Source organism: Anabaena sp. CCY 9910 (assembly GCF_963920875.1).
In the GTDB taxonomy this organism is placed as follows: Bacteria; Cyanobacteriota; Cyanobacteriia; order Cyanobacteriales; family Nostocaceae; genus Trichormus; species Trichormus variabilis.
In genome coordinates this window covers 266,451-283,694 of sequence record NZ_CAWUDJ010000001.1, presented here as the reverse complement: position 1 = coordinate 283,694, position 17,244 = coordinate 266,451, and the positions used below count along the sequence as shown (strand labels likewise).

14 protein-coding genes are annotated in these 17,244 nt (G+C 42.3%); 7 read left to right on the top strand and 7 right to left on the bottom strand.

Translation table 11 applies throughout. From position 1 onward, the window contains the following. Window positions 1-180 precede the first annotated feature (180 nt). The 3 genes from bchH to ACM5QX_RS01190 all read left to right on the top strand — a co-directional run bounded on the left by bchH (window position 181) and on the right by ACM5QX_RS01190 (window position 4,857). Window positions 181-3,906, top strand: a complete 3,726-nt coding sequence (gene bchH, locus ACM5QX_RS01200) for a magnesium chelatase subunit H (RefSeq protein WP_414752034.1) — start codon at window positions 181-183, stop codon at window positions 3,904-3,906. A 252-nt stretch (window positions 3,907-4,158) separates the two neighbouring features. Continuing rightward, window positions 4,159-4,380 (top strand): type II toxin-antitoxin system HicB family antitoxin, encoded by a 222-nt coding sequence (locus tag ACM5QX_RS01195; RefSeq protein WP_011318733.1) that lies wholly within the window; start codon window positions 4,159-4,161, stop codon window positions 4,378-4,380. Between the two features lie 291 nt (window positions 4,381-4,671). Then, the gene (locus tag ACM5QX_RS01190) at window positions 4,672-4,857 is read left to right on the top strand and encodes a type II toxin-antitoxin system HicA family toxin (protein WP_414752033.1); all 186 of its coding nucleotides are present in this window, start codon (window positions 4,672-4,674) and stop codon (window positions 4,855-4,857) included. 565 nt (window positions 4,858-5,422) lie between these two features. Here ACM5QX_RS01190 and ACM5QX_RS01185 read toward each other — a convergent pair. Then, window positions 5,423-6,799 carry a 1-acyl-sn-glycerol-3-phosphate acyltransferase gene (locus ACM5QX_RS01185; RefSeq protein WP_414752032.1) on the bottom strand — a complete coding sequence of 459 codons (1,377 nt, stop codon included), beginning with the start codon at window positions 6,797-6,799 and terminating at the stop codon, window positions 5,423-5,425. Window positions 6,800-7,066: 267 nt separating this feature from the next. Here ACM5QX_RS01185 and ACM5QX_RS01180 point away from each other — a divergent pair, with 267 nt between their 5' ends. Both ACM5QX_RS01180 and ACM5QX_RS01175 read left to right on the top strand, forming a co-directional pair. Then, the gene (locus ACM5QX_RS01180; RefSeq protein ID WP_414752031.1) at window positions 7,067-8,881 is read left to right on the top strand and encodes a proline--tRNA ligase; all 1,815 of its coding nucleotides are present in this window, start codon (window positions 7,067-7,069) and stop codon (window positions 8,879-8,881) included. Between the two features lie 594 nt (window positions 8,882-9,475). Next, a complete protein-coding gene (locus tag ACM5QX_RS01175) occupies window positions 9,476-10,093 on the top strand; it encodes a GerMN domain-containing protein (protein ID WP_414752030.1) in 618 nt (205 codons plus the stop codon). A gap of 49 nt (window positions 10,094-10,142) precedes the next feature. Here ACM5QX_RS01175 and ACM5QX_RS01170 read toward each other — a convergent pair whose 3' ends face one another. From ACM5QX_RS01170 to efp, 3 genes are all read right to left on the bottom strand, one after another. Then, on the bottom strand, window positions 10,143-10,487 hold the full coding sequence (locus ACM5QX_RS01170; protein WP_011319097.1) for an ArsR/SmtB family transcription factor: 345 nt from the start codon (window positions 10,485-10,487) through the stop codon (window positions 10,143-10,145). Window positions 10,488-10,691: 204 nt separating this feature from the next. Further along, complete coding sequence (gene accB / locus ACM5QX_RS01165) at window positions 10,692-11,240, bottom strand: acetyl-CoA carboxylase biotin carboxyl carrier protein (protein WP_414752029.1); 549 nt, start codon at window positions 11,238-11,240, stop codon at window positions 10,692-10,694. 249 nt (window positions 11,241-11,489) lie between these two features. Beyond that, window positions 11,490-12,047: an elongation factor P gene (gene efp, locus ACM5QX_RS01160; protein WP_010999184.1), complete on the bottom strand. Its 558-nt coding sequence runs from the start codon at window positions 12,045-12,047 to the stop codon at window positions 11,490-11,492. Window positions 12,048-12,239: 192 nt separating this feature from the next. Here efp and ACM5QX_RS01155 point away from each other — a divergent pair, with 192 nt between their 5' ends. Continuing rightward, the gene (locus tag ACM5QX_RS01155) at window positions 12,240-13,346 is read left to right on the top strand and encodes a peptidylprolyl isomerase (RefSeq protein ID WP_414752028.1); all 1,107 of its coding nucleotides are present in this window, start codon (window positions 12,240-12,242) and stop codon (window positions 13,344-13,346) included. A 416-nt stretch (window positions 13,347-13,762) separates the two neighbouring features. Here ACM5QX_RS01155 and ACM5QX_RS01150 read toward each other — a convergent pair whose 3' ends face one another. Continuing rightward, window positions 13,763-14,335 (bottom strand): Uma2 family endonuclease, encoded by a 573-nt coding sequence (locus tag ACM5QX_RS01150; RefSeq protein WP_414752027.1) that lies wholly within the window; start codon window positions 14,333-14,335, stop codon window positions 13,763-13,765. A 74-nt stretch (window positions 14,336-14,409) separates the two neighbouring features. On the opposite strand from ACM5QX_RS01150, the gene thiL reads away from it, so the two are divergent. Beyond that, complete coding sequence (gene thiL / locus ACM5QX_RS01145) at window positions 14,410-15,408, top strand: thiamine-phosphate kinase (RefSeq protein WP_414752026.1); 999 nt, start codon at window positions 14,410-14,412, stop codon at window positions 15,406-15,408. 77 nt (window positions 15,409-15,485) lie between these two features. Here thiL and ACM5QX_RS01140 read toward each other — a convergent pair whose 3' ends face one another. Both ACM5QX_RS01140 and nadD read right to left on the bottom strand, forming a co-directional pair. Continuing rightward, window positions 15,486-16,499 (bottom strand): type I glyceraldehyde-3-phosphate dehydrogenase, encoded by a 1,014-nt coding sequence (locus ACM5QX_RS01140; protein WP_011319102.1) that lies wholly within the window; start codon window positions 16,497-16,499, stop codon window positions 15,486-15,488. A gap of 116 nt (window positions 16,500-16,615) precedes the next feature. Further along, window positions 16,616-17,242 carry a nicotinate (nicotinamide) nucleotide adenylyltransferase gene (nadD, locus tag ACM5QX_RS01135; protein ID WP_414752025.1) on the bottom strand — a complete coding sequence of 209 codons (627 nt, stop codon included), beginning with the start codon at window positions 17,240-17,242 and terminating at the stop codon, window positions 16,616-16,618. Between the last annotated feature and the right edge of the window lie 2 nt (window positions 17,243-17,244).

Genomic DNA, 17,244 nt, shown 5'->3' with positions numbered 1-17,244 from the left:
GGTCGCACAAAGAACATTCATGAACCTCAGAATACCAACCTGGTAATTATCAAATGTGCCAAATTGCCAAAATTGGGGATTGGTTAAATTTTTTCTATCTCGTGTTTTTCCAACTGATGCCCAATTGTCAAGAGCTTTATGTAAAATTTTAGGTAAAGAAATGTTTCTTGGCTTACGGGAATGAAACGCATCGTTTTGATTGCTGGATTTGAATCATTTAATGCTGACTTGTACAGAAAGGCAGCCTTTTTGGCTAATTCTCGCTGTGCTGATTTAGATATTCGGGTGTTTAGCGATCGCGATATTACCAGCAAGCGCCTAGAAGTGGAAGCGGCATTACAAGGCGCGGATGTGTTTTTTGGTAGCCTACTATTTGATTATGACCAAGTTGTGTGGTTGCGCGATCGCATTTCCCAAATTCCTATCCGCTTAGTATTCGAGTCAGCCTTAGAATTGATGAGTTTAACTAAACTGGGTGCTTTCGCCATTGGTGATAAACCAAAGGGAATGCCCAAACCTGTTAAATTTATTCTCGACAAATTCAGCAACGGACGAGAAGAAGACAAACTCGCTGGTTATATTAGTTTCTTAAAAATCGGCCCCAAACTCTTAAAATTTGTTCCAGTGCAGAAAGTCCAAGACTTACGCAACTGGTTAATTATCTATGGTTATTGGAACGCCGGCGGCACTGAAAACGTGGCTTCCTTATTTTGGACACTAGGGGAAAAATATTTAGATTTAAAAATCGGCGACATTCCCCCACCAATTGAAACCCCCAACATAGGTTTATTGCATCCCGATTATCCAGGGTTTTTTGCATCCCCCCGCGAATATTTGGCGTGGTATCAAACTCATTCCCGCGACGGTCACCGTAGAGACGTTGCATGCAACGTCTCTACAAATCCGCGCCACGTTGCAACAAATCCCGTTATAACAAACCCCGTCGTTGGTATTCTCCTTTACCGTAAACACGTCATCACCAAACAACCATACATACCCCAACTGATTCGCCGCTTTGAAGATGCGGGTTTAATTCCCCTACCCATTTTTATCAATGGCGTAGAAGGACACGTTGCGGTACGGGATTGGATGACTACCGACTATGAATTTCAGCAACGACAAATCGGTAATATCGCCACACCCTCACTATCTCCAGAAGCCGTCAAAGTTGATGCAATTGTTTCTACCATTGGCTTTCCCCTAGTTGGTGGCCCGGCTGGTTCAATGGAAGCTGGTCGTCAGGTGGAAGTAGCCAAGCGCATTCTTACCGCCAAAAATGTTCCTTATATTGTCGCTGCACCTTTATTAATTCAAGATATCCATTCATGGACACGTCAAGGTGTGGGTGGTTTGCAAAGTGTGGTGTTATACGCCTTACCAGAATTAGACGGCGCTATCGATACCATACCCCTCGGTGGTTTGGTGGGTGAAGATATTTATTTAGTTCCTGAACGGGTACAGCGTCTCATTGGTAGAGTTAAAACCTGGATTGCTTTACGTCAAACACCCCCAGCAGAAAGGAAAATTGCCATCATTTTATATGGGTTCCCTCCTGGTTATGGGGCTACGGGTACGGCTGCATTATTAAATGTTCCCCGCAGTTTGATTAAATTACTCCACGCCCTCAAAGACCAAGGTTATCAAGTCGGTGATATCCCAGAAGATGGGGAAGAATTAATTCGTCTGGTGAAGGAAACTGATGAAGAGATGGAAAGATGGGAGAAAAATAAACCTTTTCCCTCCTCAGCCAATACTGTTAATTCCCGTCAATTAGAAAAATGGTTGGGATATCTCCGCACTTCTCGGATTGAAAAACAATGGAAATCCCTCACCAGTAGCGGAATCAAAACCTACGGTGATGAACTCCATGTTGGCGGTGTGCAGTTAGGGAATGTGTGGATAGGTGTCCAGCCGCCATTGGGGATACAAGGCGACCCCATGCGGTTAATGTTTGAACGTGATTTAACACCCCATCCCCAATACGCTGCTTTCTACAAATGGTTGCAAAATGAATTACAAGCTGATGCTGTCGTCCATTTTGGAATGCACGGGACTGTAGAATGGTTGCCTGGTTCGCCTTTGGGTAATACTGGTTATTCTTGGTCAGATATTTTGTTAGGAGATTTGCCCAATTTATATATATATGCAGCAAATAATCCTTCCGAATCAATTTTGGCAAAACGTCGCGGTTATGGGGTGCTAATTTCTCACAATGTCCCGCCCTATGGTCGTGCTGGTTTATATAAAGAATTAATTACTCTGCGCGATTTAATTGCGGAATATCGAGAAGACCCGCAAAAGAATTATGTCTTGAAAGAAGGGATTTGTAAAAAGATTGTTGATACTGGTTTAGATGCAGATTGTCCATTTACAGATGCCAAACGCTTGGGCATTCCCTTCACTCCAGAAAATATCAGGATGTTTAGCGCCCATGCTTTTGATGATTATTTGGTGAAATTATATGAGTATTTGCAAGTTTTAGAAACTCGGTTATTTTCTTCTGGTTTACATACATTAGGTGAAGCCCCAAGTCAAGAGGAATTAGCGTCTTATCTCAATGCTTATTTTGGTGAAGAACAAGCAAAAGACCCAGAAATTGAGAAGTTAATTACAGATTTGTTAATGCAAACCACAGATGAATTAACCAATCTTTTACGCGGATTAAATGGTGAATATATTCCCCCAGCACCAGGAGGCGATTTGTTACGAGATGGGGCTGGTGTATTACCCACAGGTCGAAATATTCACGCCTTAGACCCCTATAGAATGCCATCCCCCGCAGCTTATGAACGGGGTCGAGAAATTGCTCAAAAAATCATCGCCCAGCATTTACAAGAACATCATACATATCCGGAAACTGTAGCGGTTTTATTGTGGGGATTGGATGCAATTAAAACTAAAGGTGAATCTTTGGGGATTCTTTTAGAATTAGTCGGTGCTGAACCTGTGAAAGAAGGAACAGGTCGTATTGTGCGTTATGAATTGAAACCTTTAGCAGAAGTCGGACATCCGCGCATTGATGTGTTAGGAAATCTGTCGGGTATTTTTCGAGATAGTTTTGTCAACATCATCGAATTATTGGATGATTTATTTCAAAGGGCTGCTGATGCTGATGAACCAGAAGACCAGAATTTTATTAGAAAACACGCTTTAGCTTTAAAAGCCCAAGGTATAGAAAATGCTTCCGCGAGGTTATTTTCCAATCCTGTGGGGGATTTTGGTTCTTTGGTGAATGATAGAGTTGTGGATGGTAACTGGGAATCTGGAGAAGAGTTAGGTAATACTTGGCAAAGTCGCAATGTGTTTAGCTATGGCAGACAAGATAAAGGACAAGCTAGACCGGAAGTATTGCAGGAACTTTTGAAGACGAGCGATCGCATCGTGCAAGAAATAGATTCGGTAGAATATGGTTTAACCGATATTCAGGAATATTACGCCAATACAGGCGGTTTGAAAAAAGCAGCCGAAAAGCAAAGCGGTAAAAAAGTTACCGCTAGCTTTGTGGAAAGTTTCTCTAAAGACACCACACCCCGCAACTTAGAGGATTTATTGCGGATGGAATACCGAACTAAATTACTTAATCCCAAATGGGCTGATGCAATGGCGAGTCAAGGTTCCGGTGGCGCTTATGAAATTTCTCAACGCATGACAGCCCTAATCGGTTGGGGTGGTACGGCTGATTTTAAAGATGATTGGGTTTATGACCAAGCCGCAGATACTTATGCTTTAGACCCAGAAATGGCAGAGAAATTACGTCAAGCCAACCCAGAAGCTTTTCGTAATATCGTCAGCAGAATGTTAGAAGCGCATGGGCGGGGTTTATGGGAAGCTGATAAAGATAAGTTAGATAAGTTACGTCAGTTGTATGAATTGACTGATGAACAATTGGAAGGCGTGACAGTTTAATTACGTAGGGTGGGCATTGCCCACCACAGGCAACGTCATAACACTTGTGTGTACACTATAGCCTTGCAGAGGAGAGGTACCCTACGGGAAGCAAGCTATGGAGAGGGTTTTTTTGTTCGTCGAACTTACGTCATTATAAGGTGGGCAATGCCCACCCTACAAATACTGGATTATGATATCCTAAACTAGTACTTAAATAGTGCAAATATATAATTGTTGCTCGTTTTAGCCAAGCAATTATTATTAAATAATATGGAAAACTCTTTCACTGCTGTATTTGAAAAAGTAGGCGATTGGTATATAGGCTATGCCCAAGAGTTGCCAGGAGCAAATATTCAAGAGAGAACTTTAGAAGAAGCAAGAGAGAGTTTATTAGAAGCTATTGAACTTATATTGATTTCTAATCGAGAGCTTGCAGAAAAGGAACTTGCTAACAAAAACGTTATTCGTGAACAGATTACCGTTAAAATCTAGTGAAAAGACGTGAGTTAATTCGCCAAGTCGCTTCGCTCCAATTCAAAATTAAAAATTCGTCTTGAAAAGTTTCCTACGGCGGGAAACCCGCCTACAGAACTTTTCGCAAAATTCGCGCATTAAAGACAATTAGTGGGAGCTTGGACTCGGCACTAATTGTAGCCTGCGGCAACCTGAAGGGTAGACCACCAAATCAAAGATTATGGTGGGGGCTTGTACCCAAAATTATTAAATTCAAAAAAATTCTTCTTCATTTTGAATTTTGTTGGCGTAGCCTTCCCGTAGGATATTTTGCATTTTGAATTCAAAAAAGGTCATTTAGAAGAGAATGGTTGTTTATTTCTCCGAGAGGGTGGAAAACATACAATTTACTACAATCCAGTAAACAATAGAACATCAGCAGTTCCCAGGCATACAGAAATTGTTGATGTTCTAGTTGTCAAAATATGCAAAGACTTGGAAATTGCACGTCCCTAGCCATTTCTTCACACAATTAGATTTTTTTAGCGATGACCTCCGGCGTAGCTTTCATCCCAGAAATAGCCTTTGGTGGGCTTTAGCGCATTACTTTTTTGCTCATAAGCGTTTGAAAAAGCAAAATGCTTAAATGCTTACTCATTTGCCTTAAATGCTTTCTCATTTCAGTGTTTTCCGCAAGCAATTAGAGATATTGTTTATTCATTTGCTGTAAATGCTTTCTCATTTCAGTAGATTGCGTATTCATTTCGGTGTTTTCAGCAAGCAATTAGAGATATTGCTTTCTCATTTGTTGTAAATGCTTTCTGTTTTCGGCAATTACTTATTTATGACAAATATCTGGAGTTTAGACTAAATAGCCAAGAAAGTCGAAAAAAATAGAGGGTGTGCTTGAACACAGACACCCTATTAGCAGAACCTGAGAGAAGAACCACTAACTCTCGTCTGCCAATATGAAAAGTGACAAATTAAAAGAATTTCGTCAAGCAGCGTACAAGTTTATTCCTGAATTTACCCAAGGTGTTTCCCAGTTAGGGTATCTCGACTAAAGTCATTGCTATAAAATTTAAATCAATCCTTCCATCGCTTGTTGTAGATTATTTGTCAAATCAGCAACAGCTTGTCTTGCACCTAAACGACTCTCTTTATACTTGGGATATAATTCTGATACAGATAACGGTTCACCAATAGTAATTTTGACTTTTTGCTTGCCTAATTTGGGACGATTAAAAGATTTTGTACCTTGGATTTTTGCTAACATCTGCCAAACAATTAATACTGTTTCCGCAAACCTTTCTACTGTTGGTTTTTCGCGGATATAATTACCGGAAACAGCCACAAAACTTTCAACTAATCTCATATGCCACATTCTGGCGTTAGCTTCTTCTGCAACTCTATCGCCTAATGCCCGTTCAACGGCAGATAATCCTTTAATATCTTTGTAATCTTCCCTAAATATATAATTCCACCCAGCTTGTTCTACTCGGCGACAGCGATCGCTTAATTGTCCCTTTGGTTGTAAATTAAAATACTGCTCGGCTATTTCTAGTGCAGCATTTAACAAGGCTTGTAAACGTAATTTCAAGGCTTCGTTACGATTATCGCTCACTCCTTCCGTTACTGGAGATAACTTGAGATGATAAAACCGCGTGTAAAACTGTTCCATTAAAGACAGTAAATGTTCTGCCAAAGTCAACAAACGCGGGTAAAGTGACTCCAAATCAGGAACTTGGTTTTTGGTGCTTGTATCTACAGGTAAACCACTAGCCACAGCCAAATCATCCAAAATTTTGGCGATCGCTTGCCAAGGTGCATCAACGTAACTATATTTAATCCCAACTGGTACAATTAAAACCTGCTCGGTACGTCCGGCTTTGTGCAAATCTTCAGCACACCAAAAACCCATTTGGGCAATACCTGGTTCTAATGGGCTGATCATCTCCGATAAACCATTAGTAGCACCTTCTGGAGCAGCAGCCATCGGAAATTTACCATTGGCGAATAAATCCCGCGCCGAACGTAACCCAGTCCAGTCAGCCTTACCCCTCTGTATGGGAGTCCCACCCAACTGGGATGCAAGCCAACCAACATAGTCACCAGCCCAGAGAGGAATACCGCGATCGTAGATAAAATGAGCATGAATGGGAGACTGTAGTGCTATACCCTGCTGTCGTGCTACCCTTGGCACGAGTTGTGAAAGCAAATAAACCAAAGAAAATGGATCTTCCGTTTGTGGATGGCGAAACGCCAGTAAAAAGCGAATTTTACCCCCTTGAAACTCGCGGTAAAGATTTGCTAAAACCTCAGCATTGTCTGCTTCAATTTGGTTAATGGCTGTTTGAGAACGAATCCAAGTTGGTAGAAACAGGTGAACAAATCGCAGAAGCAAGGGATTAAAAGCTGGGGAGATAAATTCTAGAGGTGGTTGTGCTTGGTAAATCATGGGGATCGGGGACTGGGGATTGGGGACTGGGGACTGGGGATTGGGGATTGGGGACTGGGGACTGGGGACTGAGGACTGGGGACTGAATCTAAAATTCTTACCCTTACACCCCTATACCCCTATACCCCTACACCCTTACACCCCTAAACCCCTAAATCCCTATTAGGAATAACCTATATTTTGTAATTCATAGTTCATGTTCGATATTTCGTAATTGAGTTGATACAGAAGTTAGTGATTTTGCAATTAGGAGTCAAGGAATAAACGATGCGACTGTCACAAATGTTATTCGTTACACTACGGGATGATCCGGCTGATGCGGAGATTCCTAGCCATAAGTTATTACTACGTGCAGGCTACATTCGTCGCATCGGTAGCGGTATTTATGCGTATCTCCCCCTGATGTGGCGGGTACTGCAAAAGGTTTCTCAAATTGTGCGGGAAGAAATGAACGCGACAGGCGCACAAGAATGTCTGTTACCCCAGTTACAGCCGTCGGAGTTGTGGAAGGAGTCTGGACGCTGGGATACTTATACTAAAGCCGAGGGAATTATGTTTTCCCTAATTGACCGCCGTGAACAACAATTAGGGTTAGGGCCGACACACGAGGAAGTAATTACAGCGATCGCTCGTGATATGATTCGCTCTTACCGTCAGCTACCCATACACCTATATCAATTGCAAACCAAGTTCCGCGATGAAATTCGCCCCCGGTTTGGGTTGATGCGCGGACGGGAATTTATCATGAAGGACGGCTATTCTTTCCACGTCGATGAAGAAAGCCTGAAAAAAACCTACCAAGATATGTACCAAGCCTACAGCAATATGCTGCGGCGTGCTGGTTTAGCATTTCGTCCTGTAGAAGCCGATTCCGGCGCAATTGGTGGTTCTGGTTCTACAGAATTTATGGTGTTGGCGGAAGCTGGGGAAGACGAAGTTCTCTACACCGATGATGGGAAATACGCAGCTAACGTAGAAAAAGCTGTTTCTCTACCTGCGGATGCAGAACCGGCACAATTTACAACTTTTGAAAAGCGAGAAACACCAGGAACAGAAACTATTGAAAAAGTTACTCAATTTCTCAAAGCTTCTTCCACCCAGATAGTGAAAAATGTTCTCTACCAAACCGTTTATGACAATGGTGCAACAGTTTTGGTACTGGTAATTATTCGTGGTGATCAAGAAGTTAATGAAGTTAAATTACAGAATGAATTGACAAAATTAGCTGCTAATTACGGTGCAAAGGCGATTATTTCTTTAACCGTTCCCAGTGCAGAAAATCAACAAACATGGACAGCGAAATCTTTACCTTTGGGCTATATTGCACCGGATATTGCTGATGAGTATATTGCTGCAAATAAACAAATTCATCCCAAATTTGTCCGGTTTGTTGATAAAACCGCCGTTGATTTAAAAAACTTCATTACAGGTGCAAATGAAGCTGGTTATCACGTTGTGGGTGCGAATTGGGGCGAACAATTTCCTCTCCCAGAAATTGTTGTAGATGTGCGAAAAGCCAGGCCAGGCGATCGCGCTGTTCACGACTCCACCCAAATCTTAAAAAGCGCCAGAGGAATTGAAGTTGGTCACATCTTCCAATTAGGTACTAAATATTCCCAAGCTTTAGGCGCAACCTATACCAATGAACAAGGCGAAGAAAAACCCCTGGTTATGGGTTGCTACGGTGTGGGTGTATCTCGATTAGCCCAATCAGCCGTAGAGCAATCTTATGACAAGGATGGCATTATTTGGCCTGTGGCGATCGCTCCTTATCATGCAATTGTGACAATTCCTAACATTAACGATGCCCAACAGGTAGAAATTGCGGAAAGGCTTTACACTGAACTGAATCAATCAGGGGTAGAAACTTTATTAGATGACCGTAATGAAAGAGCCGGAGTCAAATTCAAAGACGCTGATCTAATCGGTATTCCTTACAGAATTGTTACCGGACGAGCAATTACTAACGGTAAAGTTGAAATTGTAGAAAGGGCAACTCGCCAATCTCAAGAAATCCCCATTGATGAAGTTATTACCACACTCCAGCAGTGGATTAAAGCTGCAATAGAGCAGAAAAATTAAATTATGAGGAAATGAGACTATTTATTACTCTCATTTCCTCTGTATTTCTCATTCAATTGTTGAAAACTTGAAGAAATCATAACATTTACAGATTTACATAATTTGATAGGTGACGAATTCCCAACACTAATTCTAAAATGAATAATAAATAAAAATTTAGAATCCAGAATTCAGAAAGACAGGTTAATTCCTATCAGCTAATTCTAGACAATAAATATATAATTTAGTGAAGGTGTGAAGCCAGATATATTAACCCATCAATCATCATAGAAGTCTTGTTTCAGAATGACTTTTGAGCTTTGAAGTCTCAACAGACAAAGTGCAGCACTTGAATCTACAGAGTTATCTTTCAGGTTTTTGGAAACTCTCCATTTGTCAGCATCGTCCTTAACCAGGCTGCTCTTCACAACAAGACTACCTTTAGGAATTACCCATGAGAAGCAAAACCTATGGTTTGGGCAAAGGGTATAGGAATTTAGGGGTACAGGGGTATAGGTTTCAAAACCCTTACACCCTTACACCCTTACACCCTCGACTCCAAAAATAATCTCTGTGTAAGTCCTGTTTCAGCCCCCAGTCAGGAAGGTTTTAAATATGAATAACCAACAAGGATCTAACCGTATATCTTCAGGTGTAATTGCAGCAGTCTCAGCCGCAGTTGTAACGGTTGCTGGCGGCGTGGCTTGGATAACTGCCAACTCTCATAATAATAATCCCACGCCATCAAATCCTTCTCAACGTGTCCAAGAACCAGGACAGCCAACGACTAAACAACCAGGTAATGAGCAAACTCCTAGCGTCTATTGGCTCAAACCAAAAGGCGATAGCGTAGATTTAGTTCCCCAAAGAGTGAGAGTAGCTGCTGTACAGCCAAATCAAGTTTTAGAAAAAGCTTTCCAAAATTTATTAGCAGGGCCGACAGAAGGAACAGACTCTACTACTATCCCCAAAGGTACTAAGTTATTAGGACTAAAAGTAGAAAATAATGATGAGGTACACGTTAATTTATCTGAAGATTTCACCAGTGGCGGCGGTAGTACCTCAATGATGGGTCGTGTTGGTCAAGTAGTCTATACTGCCACAAGTTTAAACCCCAATGCCAAAGTGTACATTGAGGTAAATGGTAAACCATTGGAAGTTTTAGGTGGTGAAGGCGTAGTCTTAGATCAGCCCCTAACCCGTGACAGCTTTAAGAAAGATTATCCACTTTAGTCAATGGTCAATGGTCAATAGTCAACAAATTCAGACTATGGACTAATGACTAATTTTTATTTAGCACCCTAAAATTACGGGCTTGCTGTTCTAACCTTGTAGCAAGGCGATCGCAAACCCGATTACACAACTCAAAAATCATCTCGTCTTCGACCCGGTAGTAAGCACTAGTTCCTTCACTGCGACGGCTGAGGATTCCAGCTTGCCACATTACTTTTAGGTGTTTAGACACATTGGCCTGCGAAGTCTGGGTTGCGTCTACCAATTCCTGTACACACTTTTCTTCATCCCGTAGTAAATGCAACAGCCGCAGACGCATCGGCTCACTTAACAGGCTGAAGTATTCGGCTACTTGTTGCACCACTTCTTGAGATACAGGCAACGCTTGTTTCATCAGGATTGATCCGCAGGACTGACAACTTTACCAATGACTCACTGCTAGTAATTTAAGTTGCTAGCGGTCAATTTTATGGCTGGTAATGGGTAATGGGTAATGAGTAAAATTTTTCTCAATTACCAATTAGCAATTACCAGTTACCAATTACCAAACATAACTAGCAACTTGAGTTAGTAATGACTCACCTATATACATTAATACTTAATCTGGTTTAATTCTCATCAAAGGTTGATTATATTCTACAGGTTCGCCGTTTTGGACGAGAATTTCGATCACTTGCCCAGAAACATCAGCCTCAATTTCATTCATCAGCTTCATTGCTTCGATGATGCAGACGGTTTGACCTTGACGGATGCGATCGCCGACTTCCACAAATGCGGCTTCACCTGGTGCAGGAGCGCGGTAAAATGTTCCCACCATTGGGGAAGGCACTTCTGCTAATTTTTGGTCAATGATTTTTGCTCCTGGCTGTGAGCCGGAATTCGTGACCGCATGATCGGCTACACGGCTTGTTCCCACCTCTGGAGCCGGAGTTGGGGCAGGATGGGAAACAATCGGTATAGCCGATGGCAATCCCGAACCTACCACACCACTCAGAGGTGCTGTCACAATCGGCACAACACTGTTATTCACACCAACAGCTTTACGTACTGTTAGTTCAAAGTCGTCACTTTTGAGCGTTACTTCCGCAATATCTGTTTGTGCAATAGTTGTCAGCAGTTGACGGATTTCATTAAAGTCCAATGGCACAGTTTTTATTACCTCGACCAGTCCGTAAATAAAGAATTTTTCATACCAACTCTGCAAAATTCATTTACCATTAAGACCCAGACACCCAAAGGAATCCAGTTTTTTGAATTTTGCGGAAAGTTGCGGTGCGGGGGTTCTCCCCGTTGAGCAAACTTTTCAAGACGAATTTTGAATTGGCCCAAGTGTGGCAGGGATTTAATCCCTGAAATAGGGATTGAAATCGGGATTTGTTCTCGGATGAGACGAAACCTATTCCCTGCCTAAATATTTATCGTCGCGGGTATCAATTTTGATACGTTCTCCTTGAGAAATAAACAAAGGAACCATCACAGTTGCACCAGTTTCGACAATTGCTGGTTTCGTGCCACCTGTAGCCGTGTCACCCTTAACACCTGGATCAGTTTGTATAACCTCCAAGACTACAGAGTTAGCCAGTTCCACCTCTAGCACTTGCTCACCCCAACGAATAACGTTCACTTCCATACCTTCTTTAAGGTATTTGACGCGATCGCCAATTTGTGCTGCGCTGAGTCGTCCTTCTTCATAGCTTTCCATATCCATAAAGACGAACTCATCGCCCTCTTTATAGGTATGCTGCATTGTAATTTTTTCTAAAGTAGCTTGTGGAACAGTTTCCCCAGCCCGGAAGGTTTTTTCTAAAACCTTGCCGCTTTGGACGTTCTTTAGAGTTGTCCGGACAAAGGCAGAACCCTTACCTGGCTTAACGTGAAGGAAATCTATCACTCGCCATACAGACCCATCTAAGACAATGGATACACCAGGTCGAAAATCGTTACTAGAAATCATGAAGCTTTCAAGTGTTGGAAGACAATCGGCATTTATTGTACCCTTCAAGGGTCTTAATTAGGTAATTAGTCAGTAGTCGGTGTTAGTTGTCATTAGTCACCAATCCCCAAATACTACTCATGACTCGTACTGTGGGAAGATGATTGATGGGTTACGCCTAGTCAACAATTTGATGCTGCATTGAGCTATTCCATGTTGAATTTATTTAAATCCTGGCTGAAGAACAGCCTCATGGCAATACTGTTAGTAACAATATTTTTAGGCATAAATACAGCTGGCTGGACTCCTTCCAGTAACGCCGCCTTGCCATCTGGAAATGCGATTACTGACGGTAGAGCTTTATTGCGGTATGCACTCCCAATAAATAATAAGCCGGTACGCGAACTGCAAGCCAGTTTAGAAGATATTTCTGCCCAACTGCGTGCAAATCGCCGATGGGGTGCTGTCTCCAAAGACCTGAGTAAAGCATCCCGCATTCTTGATAAACCTTCACAAATCCTAACAAGCGTTCCGGAAGAACGCCAAACTCAAGCTGAAACTTGGATTAATGAATTAAAAACTGGTGTAGCAAAAGTTCAAGAAATTGCACAATCCAAAGATAAAGAACAAGTGCTACTAGAGAGAGCTAAATTACTTAATTTAGTCTCCCTTATAGAAGAATCAATGGTGAAGGAATTTCCTTTTGAAGTTCCAGAAGAGTATAGTAACCTCCCTCAACTTAAAGGACGCGCCACCATAGCGATTAAAACCAACAAAGGTGATTTAACTGTTGTGGTTGATGGTTACAGCGCCCCTGTAACGGCGGGAAACTTTGTAGATTTAGTGCAACGGGGTTTCTATAATGGGTTAGAATTTACCCGTTCTGAAGAATCTTACGTTCTACAAACCGGAGATCCCCCAGGCAAAGAACAGGGTTTTATTGATCCCAAAACAGGCAAATATCGGGCTATCCCTTTAGAAATTCTGGTAGAAGGTGATAAAAAACCAACCTACGGAATCACCTTAGAAGACGCTGGACGCTATCTAGATATGCCAGTATTACCCTTTTCTTCCTTTGGTGCATTAGCAATGGCTCGTCCTGAAACCGAAGCCGATGGTGCGTCTTCTCAAGTCTTCTTCTTCTTATTTGAACCAGAACTCACCCCAGCCGGACGTAACCTCTTAGATGGTCGTTACTCAGTTTTTGGCTATCTCATAGAAGGCAGAGACATTTTAGATACACTAAAAGCCGGTGACAAAATCGAATCAGCCACCGTTGTTCAGGGACTAGACAATTTAGTACAACCCCAATCAACCTAAATATATTTCTGAGTTCTAATACCAATTGGAAAAAAGAACGAAACAAATCAACCATCCGTAGAGACGCGATTTATCGCGTCTTCCCCCAACGATGTATTGCAATCATTAAGGGACTTACAGATAAAAAAACATCCAAAATGTAGGGTGCGTCAGTTTGGGAAAACCTAACTATACCAAGAGATTATTCATGCTGACGCACCCTACTAACTCGCTTATTTGGGATAATTTATTTTTTGGTTTTCCCTAATTGAACGGAACAAATCAACCATCCTTAGAAACGCGATTTATCGCGTCTTCACCCAACGATGTGTTGCAATCATTCATTGAATTGGTATTGGTATAAATTCTGGGTGAGAAGGCAATAAACAATACTCAGTTGTTACTTGTCTTTCTCTCTCATCTCTCCTTCCTTCTTGCTAACCCAGATTTCCCGCAGCCAAAACCTGCTCAACAGAAATCTCTATTTCCCCAAAAGTCCGCGATAAAATTTTCCCGTCGCCTGTAAACACCGTCTCTTCGTAAAGTCCTTCTTCCAGCAGCAGTACAGAAATTTTTTTCTCTAACGGGTCTACAATCCAATATTCCAAAACCTCAGCCGCCGCATATTCAGACCGCTTATAGCGATAGTCCCGTTTTACTGAATCTGGACTTACTACCTCGACAATCAGTAACGGTGATGACTCAAATACAGCTGACACATTGAGTAATTCTCTGGCTTGTCCCTGCGTCACTACAGACAAATCAGTTAACCTAGATTTATTCCGCCCCGTTCTCACCCCAGTTTCCCGAAAACATAACCAAGGTAAACTCAACCTATTAATCTCAGTATCAAGTACTTGCTCAAGCAATTTAGCAATCAAGAAATGTTCAATCGTTGGGGGGTTCATTAATTCCAGCCTGCCATCCACCAGTTCATAGTGAAAACCACTGCCATCATCATAAATTAAGTACTCTTCAAAAGTAAGATTTGTGACTGGTGTAGCTACCATCCCAACAGACCCCTAGACGATACCATTATCTTAACTTGAGGGAGTATTGACTGTTGACCAATGACTAATGACCAATGAGCAAAGTTAAAGATATTGGCGAACAAGGACTATTGAAAATATTGCAGCGCTTTTGTCCACCAGAAATTATTGGTGATGATGCGGCGGTATTGGTAACACAACCAGAGCAATCTTTAGTTGTCACTACAGATATGCTGGTTGATGGGGTGCATTTTAGTGATGCTACAACTTCCCCAGAAGATGCGGGATGGCGTGCTGCGGCGGCGAATTTGTCAGATTTAGCGGCGATGGGTGCTACACCCTTGGGTATTACTATTGCGTTGGCGCTTCCTGGGGATTTGAGCGTGAGTTGGGTAGAACGCTTATACCAAGGAATTACAGAATGCCTGCAACAATACAATACTCCCATTGTTGGTGGAGATGTGGTGCGATCGCCTATCACTACTCTATCCATTACCGCTTTTGGTCAAGTCCACCCCAATAGGATTATCCGCCGTTCTACTGCTCAAGTTGGGGATGCGATCGCAGTTACAGGTATTCACGGAGCGTCCCATGCGGGTTTAAAGTTGCTTCTAGACCCCAAAACAGGAAAAGACCTTACCCTCGAAGAAAAGGCGGCTTTAATTAAAGCCCACCAGCGTCCCCAGCCGCGTTTAGATGTTCTTCCCTATCTCTGGCAAATCTCCCACTCCCCACTCTCGATCACCGGTATGGATAGCAGCGATGGTTTAGCCGATGCTGTACTACAAATCTGCCGCACCAGTGGTGTTGGTGCTGTTATAGAAAGCGACCAAATACCCATACCAACAGCCTTCAAGCACTGGCTAACACCAGAACAAGCGTTGAATTATGCTTTATACGGTGGCGAAGATTTTGAATTAGTGATGTGTTTACCACCAGACCTAGCAAAAACCTTAGTACAAAATTTGGGTCAAAGTGCAGCCATTATCGGCACCATTACATCAGATGCCAACGTAATGCTGCATCATAGAAACACAAAAATCCCTGACCAAGTACTCACTCTCAATCAGGGATTTCAACATTTTAGTCACTAGGATTAATTGCTAGTTGCCACTGCTTAGTAATACTAAACACAACTAACAACTAACAACTAACAATTGACCAAATTAACTTAAACCCATTTTTCAGCTACTAATTCTGCCAAGTCGAGAACGCGTTGGCTGTAACCCCATTCGTTGTCATACCAAGCCATAACTTTCACAAGATCGTTACCCATAACTAGGGTCAAGCTAGCATCAACGATAGAGGAAGCGTCAGTTCCTTGATAATCAGACGATACCAATTGTAGTTCGCTGTAGTCCAAAATGCCTTTCAGTGGGCCTTCAGACGCGTCTTTGAGGGCTTGGTTGACTTCTTCAGTAATAGTACGCTTCTCAACCTGAACTACGAAATCTACCATTGAGACGTTCGGGGTAGGTACGCGCAAGGCAACGCCATTCAGCTTGCCTTTGAGTTCTGGGATAACTAATGCGACTGCTTTCGCCGCACCGGTGGAGGTAGGGACGATGTTGATGGCTGCTGCCCTTGCCCGGCGTAAATCACGGTGAGAAGCATCTAATAAGCGCTGATCACCTGTGTAGCTATGGGTCGTTGTCATGCTGCCTTTAATGATCCCGAATTTGTCGTTCAGAACCTTAGCGATGGGAGCTAGACAGTTGGTTGTACAACTAGCATTACTGATAATGTGATGTACGTTGTGATCATAGTCGTGATGATTTACACCAATCACAAAAGTGCCGTCCTCGTTTTTACCGGGGGCTGTGATCAAAACTTTCTTAGCTCCAGCATTAACGTGCTTTAACGCACCTTCTTTGCTAGTAAATACCCCAGTTGATTCGATAATTAAATCAATTTCCCATTCCTTCCAGGGCAAGTTTTCTGGATTGCGATCAGATACGCATTTAATGGTCTTACCGTTAACGGTGATAGAGTTATCATCAGCCGTAATGTCAACATTCTTTAACTTCCCAAGCATCGAGTCGTACTTTAGGAGGTGAGCATTAGTTCTCGGATCTGATGTGTCGTTAACAGCTACAAGCTCGATATTACTATTTTCTCGTCCCAGCCAGCAGCGTGCAAAGTTACGCCCAATACGACCAAAACCGTTGATTGCGACTCTAATCACAGTGTCTTGCCCTCTGTATATATGCCTATAAGTTGATATCTTTGACCCCAATCATATCGCAAAGGGGGAGGGTATTTATAACCATAAAGTGTTAGATCCAAAAAAAAACACATATTTTATTCAGAATCTTCTGAGTAAAGCTTGTGATCAGCGATGTAGGATCTCACATCTTCGGGAACTAAATAACGAATTGACTTCCCTACTCGATAAAGTTTACGAATTAAACTTGACGAAACTCCCACTAAGGGTATATGCAGTAAGTGCCAGTGAATAGTATTTGACTGTTTTCTCAATTGCTGCTTCACTTGCTTGCAGATTAACTCACTTTGAGCTATATTCTCACCACCTACCAATCGGGGTGCGATTAACCAATCACACATTGGTGCTAATTCCTGCCCACGGTACCAACGAGGTAAAGTTTGGAAAGTATCCAAGCCTACTATCCAGTACCAGTGAGTATTTGGGAAACAAACAGATAAGTCGGTCAAGGTGTTAATCGCGTAAGAAACTCCTGAGCGATTTTTTTCCACAGAGGAAACAGTAAACGCTGGGTTATCTTGTGTAGCTAATTGCAGCATTGCTAGGCGATGTTTAAAAGCAGATGCTTTTTTATGAGGAGGATTTAGTGATGGCACCCAAATTACTTTTTCTATTGATATCTGCTGCAAAGCTGCCTCAGCTATGAGCAAGTGTCCCCAATGAATCGGATCAAATGTGCCACCAAAAATTGCCAGGTGCTGCATGG